Here is an 11,657-nt window from a genome sequence, read left to right as displayed (position 1 = left end):
CCTATTCCCCGGGGCCGGTCTTATAGCCCACCCCGCGCACGGTGACCACGATCTGCGGGTTTTCCGGGTCCTTTTCAATCTTGGCGCGCAGGCGCTGAATATGGACGTTGACCAGGCGGGTGTCTGAGGAATGGCGGTATCCCCAGACCTTTTCTAGCAGCTCTTCGCGCGAGAACACCTGACGCGGCTTGCGCGCGAGTTCCACCAGGAGGTCAAACTCCAGGGGGGTCAGCGCGATCTCCTCGGTGCCGCGGCGCACGATGTGCTGGGAGACATCGATGACCAGGTCGGCGACCTCCAGGATTTCCACGGCCTCGCTGTCGGTGCGGCGCAGGCGCGCGCGGATGCGCGCCACCAGTTCCTGCGGCTTGAAGGGCTTGGTGATGTAATCATCCGCCCCGGATTCCAGGCCCACGACCACGTCAACGGTGTCCGTCTTGGCGGTGAGCATCACGATCGGAACCGTCGACTGCTTGCGGATCGCGCGGCAAATGTCCACGCCGTTCATCCCGGGGAGCATGAGGTCCAGGAGGATGAGGTCCGGCTGTTCGCTTTCAAAGGCGTCGATCGCCTCCATGCCGTCCATGACGGGGACCGGGTCAAAGCCCTCCCCTTCCAAGACGATGGTCAGCATCTCAGAGATCGCGGGGTCATCGTCTACGACCAGGATCTTGGGGGCCATGACTTACTTGTGTCCTTTCGCGTCACAGAAAGCTGCAGGCGCCACGTGCTGGGCCTTGTCAACGATCGCAGCTGCGTTAGAGGTTACCAGCCACGGGCCCTGCCACTGCTGTTGCGCCAATTGCTGGTAGGCATCGTAGGTGGCCTGCTGGAGTTGACTATCGCGCTCGTAGCGATCGCGGGTGCGGCTCTCGTCGTGGTGCTCGCGGTTGCGGGCGCGTTGCGACGCCGTCTCCGGCGGCGTATCCAGCAGCACCGTCAGGTCCGCGGGCGGCAGCCCCAGCTGTCCGAACTCCATCTCCTCGATGGTGCTGCGGGCGGCAGGCAGGTCCGCGATGCGCGCGGCGGTGTAGGCGGCGTTGGACGCCACATAGCGATCGAGCAGGAGCACCTGCCCGGGCGCGGCAGCTGCCGCGTGCAGCGAGTCCGCCACTCCCGCCCGGTCGAGGGCGAACAGGGCCGCCATGGCCAGCGGCGATTCGCCGACTCCGGGCACGCTGCCGTGGAGGGCCGCCGCCGCGAGTTGGGCGGCCTGGCTCTCGGCGTAGCGGGGGAAGGATAATACGGACACCGTGGCGCATCCCGCCTGCGTGAGCAGGGGGATCAGCGCGTGGACGAGTGTGTTTTTGCCGGCACCATCGATGCCCTCGATTGCAATGAGCATTAGTAGCGGTAGTGCTCCGGCTTGAAGGGCCCGGAGACGTCGACGCCGATGTAGTCCGCCTGCTCCTTGGTCAGCTCGGTCAGGCTGCCGCCCAGGGCCTCGACGTGGATGCGGGCGACCTTCTCGTCGAGGATCTTGGGCAGCCGGTAGACGTCATTGCCGTAGTTGGCGCCGTTGGTAAACAGCTCGATCTGGGCGATGGTCTGGTCCGCGAAGGAGTTGGACATGACAAAGCTGGGGTGTCCGGTGGCGTTGCCCAGGTTGAGCAGGCGGCCCTCGGACAGCACGATGATGGAGCGCCCATTGGGCAGGGTGAACTCATCGACCTGGGGCTTGACGGTGACTCGGGAGACGTCGTCGCGGTGGAGCAGGGAGGCCATGTCGATCTCATTGTCAAAGTGGCCGATGTTGCCCAGGACCGCGTGATCCTTCATCTTGAGCATCTGCTCGAAGGTGATGATGCCCACGTTGCCCGTGGCGGTGATCACGATGTCCGCTTCGGCGATGGCCTCATCGACGGTGACCACCGGGAAGCCTTCCATGAGCGCCTGGAGGGCGTTGATGGGGTCGGCCTCGGTGACCTTCACGCGGGCCCCCTGGCCCTTCATCGCCTCGGCGCAGCCCTTGCCCACGTCACCGTAGCCGCAGATGAGCACGTTTTTTCCGCCCATGAGCATGTCGGTGGCGCGGTTGATGCCGTCGATGAGGCTGTGGCGGGTGCCGTACTTGTTATCAAACTTGGACTTGGTCACCGCGTCGTTGACGTTCATCGCCGGGAAGGGCAGGACGCCCTCTGCCGCGAAGTGGTAGAGGCGGTGCACGCCGGTGGTGGTTTCCTCGGTGACGCCCTTGACGCTCTGCGCGATGCGGCCCCACTTGGTGGCGTCGGCGGCGAGCGTGTCCGCGAGCATGGCGCGGAAGGCGATCTCTTCGTCGGAGTCAGCATCTTGGGCCGGGGGCACCGCGCCGGCCTGCTCAAATTCCACGCCCTTGATCACGGCCATGGTGGCGTCGCCGCCGTCGTCGAGGATCATGTTGGGTTCTTGCCCCTCAGGCCAGCTAAATACCTGGTTGAGGCACCACCAGTATTCGTCGAGGGATTCGCCCTTCCAGGCGAAGACGGCGGGCCCGTGCGGATCGTCCGGGGTGCCGTCGCCGACCACGACGGCCGCGGCGGCGGCGTCGTCAGTAGAAAAGATGTTGCAGGATGCCCAGCGCACCTGCGCGCCCAGCGCGGTGAGCGTCTCAATGAGCACCGCGGTCTGCACGGTCATGTGGATCGACCCGGCGATGCGCGCCCCGGCGAGCGGCTGTTCCTCGGCATACTCGCGGCGCAGCGCCATAAGCCCCGGCATTTCATGTTCCGCTAGCCGAATCTGGTGGCGTCCCGCCTCCGCGAGGGAGAGGTCGGCGACCTTGAAGGCTGGGGCGTTGGTGGTGTCCTGGGGATGATCCTGCGCGCTAGTCATTGCTTCTCCGTGCTTCTTTTGTTCTTCTTGGTCTCTACACAACGTGGATGGTGGCCGCTGGTGTGTTCGCCGCGGTGCGCCCGCCGTCATGCTGCGGCACGGCAGGGCGCACATGTCAGGCACCCACCTTAGTAGTCGGGCACGGCGGGGCGCCGGGGGCGTCCCTTAGGACAGGGCTTCGAGGAAAACGTCGAGGTCGTCTGGGGCGGTGTCGCCGGCGTCCTCCTCGGCTGCGGCCTCGAGGACCGTGGCGGCAGCGTCGGTCAGCTCCTCGCTGGTGGTGCCAATCAGCTCGCGGATGAAGGGGTACGCATCGGCGACCTCCCCCGCGCTGAAGGGAGCGCCGGCCCAGATGGCGGCGATGGTTGCCGCGGCCTGCCCCACGGCGACGTCGTCAGCACTGGCGCTTTCCGACGCCGCGATCGTGCAGGCATCCACGATGCTGTCCCGGACCTCATCCGCGTCCCGGTCGCTGAGCTCGTCAAGAAAATCGGTGGCTGCTTCCGTGTCAAAGACCACGGCGTCCCATGAGGCCATGAGTAGTCCTTTCTGTGTTGTCTCAAGCACCATGTGCCACACACCACACTGGCAGCAGGAGACACCAGTCATCCGGTGGCCCGCAGGTGGGGCGGGCGTCATGCCTGGTGCCAAGCCGGGTGAGCACGAGGGCCTATCCATTTGGTCAGTATTCTGCTATCTTCGTTATCGCGCCGTTACAATAGGTGGGTATCCGGTGCTGATGCCGGCAGGATCATCCTGCAGGACAGCTCCATGACCATGTCAACGGTGGCGGGTGAGAGCACTGATAGCAGCTACGCTCTCTCCTTGTACACGACACTAGTCCGCGGCGAGCATCCTCGGTGAGTGCCCGGACACACCCTGCGGGTCGGCGCACGAGGCACAGCAGGCAAGGAATCTTAAGTTCCACCCCGACGAGTGGACACAGAGGTTGGTATCGAGTGAAGTCGGAGACACTCAAGGCTCTCGCATTCATCGCAGCCGGAATAACCGCCGCGCTGCTTATTGGCACGCTGGTATGGAGGTTTTCCATCCCAGCCGAACCCACGCGCCTGTCCTTAGACTCCGCCGCCGAATCCACCCAACGCTCCGCCATGGCGGCGGACACGGGCTCGTCCTCGCAGCGCCCCGCCGCCGACGACGGCGAGCACACCCACCCCGAGCCCCACGCCACCGGCACGCCGACCACCGGCCACCGCACCGATGAGGGCTCCCACAACCGCGCCGATGACGTCGCCGGCTTCATTGACCGCCGCCGCGCGGGCGGCACTACCGCGGACCCGGACTCCCCCGCCGAGGCGCTGGGGCCGGGATACACCACGCGCACCGATGCCGAACCCACGCGCGTCTACCGCCCCAACAACCTGACCGTCCCGGATAAGACCAGCACCACCGAATCCGCGCCGACGATCACCGCGCCGATGTCCGACGAGACCGACTCCGGCCAGCGGCCCCAGCAGGGCCCGAGCGAGCCCGCCCCGGCACCCCAGCCGTCGGCCTCCCCCGAGCCGGAGATCCCCGGCCTGCCGGCGAACATCCCCGGCATCCCGGCCCTCCCGCTGCCCACGCCCGAACCGGAGCCCTCGGCACAGCCCTCCCCGGAGCCCGCCGCCGACGGCGCAGCAGAGGCCAACTCGCCTGCCGACGCCCCCGCAGCCACAACGACTGCCACGAACACGCCCGCCCCCGCGACCGCTACACCAACCGCGGCGCCCACCGCGGCCGGCGCCGGCGTGCCCAGCCCCCAGCCCGCAGCCGCGGAGACCACGAACGCCCCCACGCCGGAGCCGGTCTCCCCTGCTGCCGTCCCCGGCCCCGCACCGGCGAGCGCGCTGCCGCCGCTGCCCGTACTCGGTCAGCTGCTGGGGCGCCACTAACCCCCGTAAATAACCCCCGCTAGGTGCGCGCCCAGAAGGCCGTCGCCTTTCCGCGCAACTCCACGGCAGGATCCCCGGCGGGGATCCACACCGCATCACCCGGTTGCAGCTGCACATCGCCAGCCTGTAGCGAGCCTTCCGTGACCATGACAATGCTCGGGCCATCATGATCCACGGTCACCCCGTCCGCCGTGACTTCCAGGCGGTTAAGCCGGAACTCATCGATCGGAACCGGGTATTCGCCGTCCACGGCGCGGACCCGGGGGTCATCCAGGCACCGGAAATCAAGCACGCGCAACAGCTCAGGAATGTCCACGTATTTGGAGGTCAACCCCCCGCGCAGGACGTTGTCTGAATTTGCCATGATCTCCACGCCCAAGCCACGCACGTAGGCATGCAGCTGGCCGGCGTCTAAGTACACGGCCTGCCCCGGTTCTAAGTCCACGTGATTGAGCAGCAACGCGCCAAGCACGCCGATGTCCCCCGGGTAGCGCTCGTTGAGCTCGCAGACCACCTCACAGACCCCGCCGATCCAATCGGCCTGGGCGCTGCGCGGCTGGGCCGCCGCAACGATCGCATCGATCAGCGTCACCCGGGCATCGTGCGGGATGGTAATCCAGGTGGTAAACAGCGCCCGCATGCTCGCCGCATCATCGGCAGGATCCGGGCCGTCCGCGCCCCCGGCCCCCAGCATCGTGAGGTAGCGGTCAGCCTCCGGGCAGTCCAGCGCGGCGAACAGCTCCCGCGTCTGGGCCACGGGGCGAAAACCCGCCATCGCCTTAAACGGCGTCAACGCGACGATGAGCTCCGGCTTGTGGTTATCGTCCTTGTAATTGCGGTTCGCCGCGTGCAGATCAATCCCGGCGGCGTTGTCGCGGGCAAAGCCATCCACGGCCTGTTCCTTTGAGGGATGCGCCTGCAAGGACAGCGGCTCCGCGGCCGCCAACAGCTTCAGCAGGAAGGGCAGCTGCGCCCCGTAGCGGGCAACCACCCGCGCCCCCAGCTGGTATTCGGGATCCTTAGCGATGACGCCATCAAGCGCCTCCCCGGTGCTCGCCAGCCGCGCCGGGGAGGCCGGGTGGGCGCCGTACCACAGCTCCGCCTCCGGCCGCGATGCCGGCGATTGTTGGCCACGCAGCGAAGGGATGAGAGTGCGCGACCCCCACGGGTAGGCACGAATAACACCTTCAAGCTTGTCCATGTGTCTGTTTTGCTCCTTGGATCACAATCGTTACAGCCGCGCCTCGCCGGGCGGCGCATCCGCACGCCCCAGGCAAGGGAGGGCACAAGGCTAACTGCCGTCAGCCAGGTACACGCTAGCAGCACGCCCCCGGGCGAGAAGCCGCGCGACCGCGCCCAGGCGCCCAAACCCGGCGTCATCGGCCTTTTCTACCCGCCAGCCGGCCGGCGGATCCGCGAGCGGTTCACACTGCGTGTCCCACGCCACCACGGCCACCGGGGCGCTGGCCCCCTCAGAACCGCCACCATCCCCCGAGTCGAGGAAGGGATCGTAGAAGAGATCCGGTGGCGCGGCCGGGGCCGGAACATCCTCGCCCCACAGCGCAGTTCCGGGCGCCCCGGCGATGGCCCACTGATAGGCGTTGACGGAAGCGACTGTGCGATCCCTGCCATCCGGGCGGGCTGCCACGTGGGTGGCCAGGGGGCGGCGCGATACCCCCCGCACCCAGTGGGCAAGGTCGCGCGCCGGATTGACGGCGGCATCCCGGTCGGGCGCGCACGCCGCCAGCTCCTCATCAACAAGGTCTGCCACGCCGCGCAGCTGCTCGGCGAGCAGGTCCGGGTCCTCGCTGAGCAGCGCCACCACGGTGTAGATGCCAACCAGGAAGCGCAACGGCGACCGGTCGGTCGCGCTGACCGGGATGGGCAGGCAGACCGTGGAGGAGGGGGCGTCGTCACGCAAAGGCCCACTATCCGGGCAGATGAGCACCGTGGCTGCACCCCGGCGCGCCGCCACCCGCACCGCCTGCTCCGCGTCCGGCGATTCCCCCCGATCCCCGACGACAATGACCACATCCAGTGCCCCCACGAATGGCGGCAGGGTCGCGGTGACAACATAGGGCACCGGCAGCGGGGCAAGCAGATCACCGCCGGCCTGGGCGCACCGCTGGGCCAACCCGTCGGTGGCAATGACCACGATGCTGCGCGGATTGAGACCCGCCAGCTGCTCAGCGGCAGCACCCACGCCGCCGGCGATGGCCCGCACGTGCGCGCCCTCATAGGCCGCGGGCAGGAAACGGGCAAAAGCGGAATCAGGAACCGTCATGTGCTCCACGATAGCCAGGACCTGCGCCCGCGCACGGTTCGGCGCGGCTCGGCACAGTTCCCCGCCCTGGCTCACGCCGGGCAGCACCCCCGCACCCGGCGAACCCTCCTAGCCGCGAATAGCCGCCAGGACCTCGGCGACGAGCTCGTCTACCTCCTGCTGCGTGGCCGCCTCAGCGTTGAGGCGCAGCAGCGGCTCCGTGTTCGACGCGCGCACGTTAAACCACGCGGGCGTGCCCTTAAGCTCCACCGTGACCCCATCGAGGCGATCGATGGACTCGGTGCGATCCGCAAACGCATCCAGCACCGCCTGGGTGGCGGCCTCCTGATCATCGACCGTGGAGTTGATCTCCCCGGAGGCCGCGTACCGGGAATACTCCCCCATCAGCTCCGACAGCGGCGCGTCCTGGCTGCCCAACGCCGCCAAGACGTGCATGGCGGCCAGGATGCCCGAATCGGCGTTGTAAAACTCGGTGAAGTAGTAGTGGGCGGAGTGCTCGCCGCCGAAGACCGCCTTGTGCTCGGCCATCTGCGCCTTAATAAACGAGTGGCCCACGCGGGTGCGCACCGGGGTACCACCGTGCTCGGTAATGATCTCCGGGACGGTCTTGGAGGTAATGAGGTTGTGAATAATCGTGGCGCCCGGGTTGGCCTCCAGGTAGCGCTGGGCAACCAGCGCGCAGATGGCGGACGGGGACACCGGAGCGCCGGACTCATCCACCACAAAGCAGCGATCCGCGTCGCCGTCGAAGGCCAGGCCAATGTCCGCGCCCTGCTCCACCACGAAGCGCTGCAAATCCTCCAGGTTCTTCGGCTCCAGCGGATTGGCCTCATGGTTGGGGAAGGTGCCGTCGAGCTCAAAGTACAGCGGCCGCACATCCAGCGGCAGGCCGGCGAAGACCGCGGGCACGGTCATCCCGCCCATCCCGTTGGCGGCATCCACGGCCACCACCAGCGGGCGGATATCGCTCAGGTCGACCAAGGAACGCAGGTAGGAGCCGTAATCATCGAGCACGTCGCGCTGGCTGATCGTCCCGCGCTGGCCATCGAACTCGGGCACACCGGCGACCAGGTCCTCGACGATGTCCCCCAGGCCGGTCTCCTGGCCCACCGGGCGCGCCCCACGCCGGCACATCTTGATGCCGTTGTACTGGGCGGGGTTGTGGCTGGCGGTAAACATCGCGCCGGCGCACTCCAGCGATCCGGAGGCGAAGTAGAGCTCATCGGTCGAGGTCAGGCCCAGGGTAATAACGTCTAGGCCCTGTTCGACTACCCCCTGCGCGAAGGCGTCCACCAGCTCCGGCGAGGACGGACGCATGTCATGGCCCACGGCAATGGTGGTCTCCCCCTCCGCACGCACCAAGCGGGCGAAAGCGGCACCCACATCCTTGATGAATGCGGCATCGATGTCGGTGCCCACGACCCCCCGGACGTCATAGGCCTTGACCACGGCGGTGACGGCTTCACGGCTACGCATAGTTTTTCTGCTCCCTAGCACTTTGAGGTTGTGGGGTTGTCTGGTCCATGACGCTCCACGGCCGCCGGTCGAACCGGCCTACAGTCCCGCCCCGCTGGGGGACGCGGCTGCACACGGACGCTTCATGTCAACCTCATTGAGTCTAGCCGCAGTACTCCCCCGGCTGGTGCGCACCCATTCGCCTGGGCCGGGCTTAGGACTCGTCCGGGTCGTCCTCGTCGATGGGTTCCGGGACCACGTGCAGGTGGCCGCGGCGGGTCACGGGAGCCCTGTCGATGCGCTTGGTGCGGTGGACAGGGTGGCGCGAGGCGTCCGGGTCGAAGGCGGAGTCATCCACCGTGGGGTCGAATCCGGAGACCAGCCCGGAGGAGAAGCGGCCGGCCTCGCGGACGGCCTCTGCGAGCGCGGTCAGCTCTTCATCTTCGTCAATATCGATGCTGTCGACATGGAGCATCTCCCAGCCCAAAGGGGCGGTGATGCGCTCGGCATGATGGGCGCATAGATCCCAGCTGTGCGGCTCTGGCGAGGGCGCTAGCGGTCCAACCACGGCGGTGGACTCCGCGTACGCGTAGGTCAGCGTGGCCACCGCAGGTTTGCCGCAGCCGGGGCGGGAACAGCGACGAAATTGACTCACGCACCGCAGTCTAGACCTCAACTTGAGATTTGGATAGTGCCACCGGCGGCGGGTCGCACCCACTACCCCCGCCCCCGCCGCCTAGGGTGAGGGGCTATGAGCCCTACCGTCCCCGTACGCGATCGGCGCGGGCGCGGGCCGCGTGGCCCACTGACCCCCGCCTCCATCCCCCGTGCGCGCACCCGCTCGGCGCTTTTCGACGCCGCCGTCCTCGACGCCTACGCCCCCCTCGCCGAGCGCTACCACGAGCAGCTCGCGCACCTCGACCTCGCGGTGGACACCGTACCCCGGATGCGCATGAGCGCGGACCTGGCGGTGTTAAGCGAAGACGTGGTTGCCGATGGGCCGGTGCCGCTCGGGCGCCTCATCCCCGCCGCCGTCGACGGCGCGGGGCGCCCCACCCGGGCACGCATGGTGTTGTTCCGCATGCCCATCTCCCGCCGGGCCGCGGATGTAGAGTCTCGCCGGGAGCTGTTGACCACCGTGCTGACCGCGCTGGTTGCGGAATACCTCAACATGGATCCGCGCGACGTGGACCCAGATTTTCAGTGGTAAGGGGAACTGGCGCTGGGCGGGCACGCGGGATCGCGCGGGGTCACGCCCGCGGCGCGGGCATAACGTGACTCGGGGTTTAGCCCAGCTCGCGCTTCAGGCGGCGCCGCTCACGGTCTGACAGCCCGCCCCAAATGCCAAAGCGTTCATCATGTTCCAGGGCGTACTCTAAGCACTCATCGCGCACGGCACAGGCCTGGCAGATGCGCTTTGCCTCGCGCGTAGAACCGCCCTTTTCCGGAAAGAAGGCTTCCGGATCCGTTTGGGCGCACAAGGCTTGGTCTTGCCATTCCTGTTCGACGGCCCCGAAGAGATCATCAAACGTCAGCCTGGCGGTCGAGCCACGGTCAGTGGCGTCATCGGCGATGTACTCCACGCCACCTTCCCTTCCTTCTCGACGAACTCCAACCAGGCGCCACGCATCTCCCCCGTACGCTCGCCCCTGCTGCAACAACCACTCTAGTCGCCCGCGAACGGTGAGGAAGTGACAATCAATACTGGACAATACCGTGACGCCCGCCAGTACTTACATGGTTGAAATTCAACACCAGGAACTAGATGAGGTCAACTCTTGTGCACAAATAGTTTCAAAGTTTTTTGACAATGAGGCAATTCGCCCTGGTCATGGCGGTGGAGGTGGTTTAATCGATAAACATCGTCGATACGGGGGTAGAAGGAGGGGGTACTACATATTGTGGTACCCCCCTTTCCCGGGCACAGTACAGAGATAAAACGGTTACCCCCGCCCCCTCGGCGGCTGCGGGCCCAGGCCGGCAATCGCACCCCCCGCGGCCGACCTTCCGCCCAGCCGACTAGGCCTTAGCGGCTCCAGTCAGCCCCCGCTCCCCCCGCAATCAGTGGTGTACGGCTACGCATCCGTGGAAAAACGGATACCCCCGTCCGGGATGGTCACCCCTGGCCACACCCGTAACCCATCACGCAATTCACAGCGTGCACCAATATTCGCCCCAGCTCCAATGACGCATCCCCGAATACGGGCATTGGCGCCAATGGTCACCCCAGAAGCGATAATCGAATCCTGTATTACCGCACCTGGTTCGATAGTCACGCCGTCGAATACCACGGTGTCATCCAAGCGGCACCCCGCACCGATCTCACTACCGCGACCCACAACGGTGCCGCCAAGCAAGATCACACCATCACGCACGCCCGCGGATTCATCAACCAAGTTCTCCCCAGTTCGCCCCTGCAATAGCGGAGAAGGTGCAATTCCACGCACCAGATCAGAGGAGCCGCGAACAAAGTCCTCAGGCCGGCCCATGTCCCGCCAATACGCATCATCAACATGCCCATAGACGCGCGCGCCCTCAGCCAACAGATTAGGAAAGGTCTCCCGTTCCACAGACACCGGACGCCCAGCGGGAATTCCAGCTATGACCTCCCGGCGGAACACATAACAGCCCGCGTTGATCTGATCCGTGGGCGGATCCTCGGTCTTTTCCAAAAAGGCCTGCACCCGTCCCTCATCATCCGTGGGCACACAGCCAAAGGCACTCGGGTCAGACACCCGCACCAGATGCAAGGTGACGTCCGCCTGCGTGCGCTCATGGGTATCCAGCACCGCGGTCAGATCCGTCCCAGACAGCACGTCGCCGTTAAACACCATCACCGTGTCATGGCGCAGCTTGTCATAGACGTTGCGGATACCCCCGCCGGTGCCCAGCGGGCTGTCCTCCACCACGTATTCGATGTCCAGGCCCACCCGAGACCCATCGCCCAGGTAGTCCTCAAAGACCTCCGCCCTAAAGGACGTCCCCAACACCACGTGCTCAATCCCAGCGGCCTTGATGCGGGCCAGCAAGTGCTCCAGGAAGGGGTACCCCGCAGTGGGCAGCATGGGCTTGGGAGTGGTCACCGTCAGCGGACGCAGCCGGGTACCTTTGCCGCCGACAAGAATGACGGCATCAGTCTGTTGGGGATGTGACATAGCTTTCCTTTGTTGTCCTTACACAGTTCACCCCGTCACGGGGCACAGTTCGAC

Annotated in this window: 12 protein-coding genes; 2 read left to right on the top strand and 10 right to left on the bottom strand. The window is 66.4% G+C overall.

What is annotated here, in order from left to right; translation table 11 throughout:
- Position 1 precedes the first annotated feature (1 nt).
- The 4 genes from mtrA to LH390_RS02780 all read right to left on the bottom strand — a co-directional run bounded on the left by mtrA (position 2) and on the right by LH390_RS02780 (position 3,351).
- Positions 2–682 (bottom strand): MtrAB system response regulator MtrA, encoded by a 681-nt coding sequence (gene mtrA, locus LH390_RS02795; RefSeq protein WP_227280688.1) that lies wholly within the window; start codon positions 680–682, stop codon positions 2–4.
- Positions 683–685: 3 nt separating this feature from the next.
- The gene (locus LH390_RS02790; RefSeq protein WP_227280689.1) at positions 686–1,345 is read right to left on the bottom strand and encodes a dTMP kinase; all 660 of its coding nucleotides are present in this window, start codon (positions 1,343–1,345) and stop codon (positions 686–688) included.
- A complete protein-coding gene (ahcY, locus tag LH390_RS02785; protein ID WP_227280690.1) occupies positions 1,345–2,814 on the bottom strand; it encodes an adenosylhomocysteinase in 1,470 nt (489 codons plus the stop codon). The genes LH390_RS02790 and ahcY overlap by 1 nt, the downstream gene beginning before the upstream one ends.
- 165 nt (positions 2,815–2,979) lie before the next feature.
- Complete coding sequence (locus LH390_RS02780; protein WP_227280691.1) at positions 2,980–3,351, bottom strand: DUF4259 domain-containing protein; 372 nt, start codon at positions 3,349–3,351, stop codon at positions 2,980–2,982.
- 422 nt (positions 3,352–3,773) lie between these two features.
- On the opposite strand from LH390_RS02780, the gene LH390_RS02775 reads away from it, so the two are divergent.
- Entirely contained in the window at positions 3,774–4,709 is a 936-nt protein-coding gene (locus LH390_RS02775) for a hypothetical protein (protein ID WP_227280692.1), read from the top strand.
- Between the two features lie 19 nt (positions 4,710–4,728).
- On the opposite strand, the gene manA is transcribed toward LH390_RS02775, so the two are convergent.
- From manA to LH390_RS02755, 4 genes are all read right to left on the bottom strand, one after another.
- On the bottom strand, positions 4,729–5,910 hold the full coding sequence (gene manA / locus LH390_RS02770; protein ID WP_227280693.1) for a mannose-6-phosphate isomerase, class I: 1,182 nt from the start codon (positions 5,908–5,910) through the stop codon (positions 4,729–4,731).
- 90 nt (positions 5,911–6,000) lie between these two features.
- Positions 6,001–6,993 carry a MurR/RpiR family transcriptional regulator gene (locus LH390_RS02765; RefSeq protein ID WP_227280694.1) on the bottom strand — a complete coding sequence of 331 codons (993 nt, stop codon included), beginning with the start codon at positions 6,991–6,993 and terminating at the stop codon, positions 6,001–6,003.
- Between the two features lie 108 nt (positions 6,994–7,101).
- Positions 7,102–8,469 (bottom strand): phosphomannomutase/phosphoglucomutase, encoded by a 1,368-nt coding sequence (locus LH390_RS02760; protein ID WP_227280695.1) that lies wholly within the window; start codon positions 8,467–8,469, stop codon positions 7,102–7,104.
- Between the two features lie 193 nt (positions 8,470–8,662).
- The gene (locus LH390_RS02755; protein WP_227280696.1) at positions 8,663–9,103 is read right to left on the bottom strand and encodes a DUF3499 domain-containing protein; all 441 of its coding nucleotides are present in this window, start codon (positions 9,101–9,103) and stop codon (positions 8,663–8,665) included.
- Between the two features lie 96 nt (positions 9,104–9,199).
- On the opposite strand from LH390_RS02755, the gene LH390_RS02750 reads away from it, so the two are divergent.
- Complete coding sequence (locus tag LH390_RS02750) at positions 9,200–9,658, top strand: metallopeptidase family protein (protein WP_227280697.1); 459 nt, start codon at positions 9,200–9,202, stop codon at positions 9,656–9,658.
- 76 nt (positions 9,659–9,734) lie between these two features.
- On the opposite strand, the gene LH390_RS02745 is transcribed toward LH390_RS02750, so the two are convergent.
- Both LH390_RS02745 and manB read right to left on the bottom strand, forming a co-directional pair.
- Positions 9,735–9,983, bottom strand: a complete 249-nt coding sequence (locus LH390_RS02745) for a WhiB family transcriptional regulator (protein WP_227282649.1) — start codon at positions 9,981–9,983, stop codon at positions 9,735–9,737.
- Positions 9,984–10,523: 540 nt separating this feature from the next.
- Positions 10,524–11,603 (bottom strand): mannose-1-phosphate guanylyltransferase, encoded by a 1,080-nt coding sequence (gene manB / locus LH390_RS02740; RefSeq protein WP_227280698.1) that lies wholly within the window; start codon positions 11,601–11,603, stop codon positions 10,524–10,526.
- Positions 11,604–11,657: the final 54 nt, after the last annotated feature.

Source organism: Corynebacterium uberis (assembly GCF_020616335.1).
In the GTDB taxonomy this organism is placed as follows: Bacteria; Actinomycetota; Actinomycetes; order Mycobacteriales; family Mycobacteriaceae; genus Corynebacterium; species Corynebacterium uberis.
The sequence above is the reverse complement of the archived record's forward strand: the minus strand, read 5'-3'. Positions and strand labels throughout refer to the sequence as shown.

Coding starts and splice junctions, on each gene's coding strand:
- mtrA (WP_227280688.1), bottom strand. CDS start 682: ATGGCCCCCAAGATCCTGGTCGTAGACGATGACCCCGCGATCTCTGAG.
- LH390_RS02790 (WP_227280689.1), bottom strand. CDS start 1,345: ATGCTCATTGCAATCGAGGGCATCGATGGTGCCGGCAAAAACACACTC.
- ahcY (WP_227280690.1), bottom strand. CDS start 2,814: ATGACTAGCGCGCAGGATCATCCCCAGGACACCACCAACGCCCCAGCC.
- LH390_RS02780 (WP_227280691.1), bottom strand. CDS start 3,351: ATGGCCTCATGGGACGCCGTGGTCTTTGACACGGAAGCAGCCACCGAT.
- manA (WP_227280693.1), bottom strand. CDS start 5,910: ATGGACAAGCTTGAAGGTGTTATTCGTGCCTACCCGTGGGGGTCGCGC.
- LH390_RS02765 (WP_227280694.1), bottom strand. CDS start 6,993: ATGACGGTTCCTGATTCCGCTTTTGCCCGTTTCCTGCCCGCGGCCTAT.
- LH390_RS02760 (WP_227280695.1), bottom strand. CDS start 8,469: ATGCGTAGCCGTGAAGCCGTCACCGCCGTGGTCAAGGCCTATGACGTC.
- LH390_RS02750 (WP_227280697.1), top strand. CDS start 9,200: ATGAGCCCTACCGTCCCCGTACGCGATCGGCGCGGGCGCGGGCCGCGT.
- manB (WP_227280698.1), bottom strand. CDS start 11,603: ATGTCACATCCCCAACAGACTGATGCCGTCATTCTTGTCGGCGGCAAA.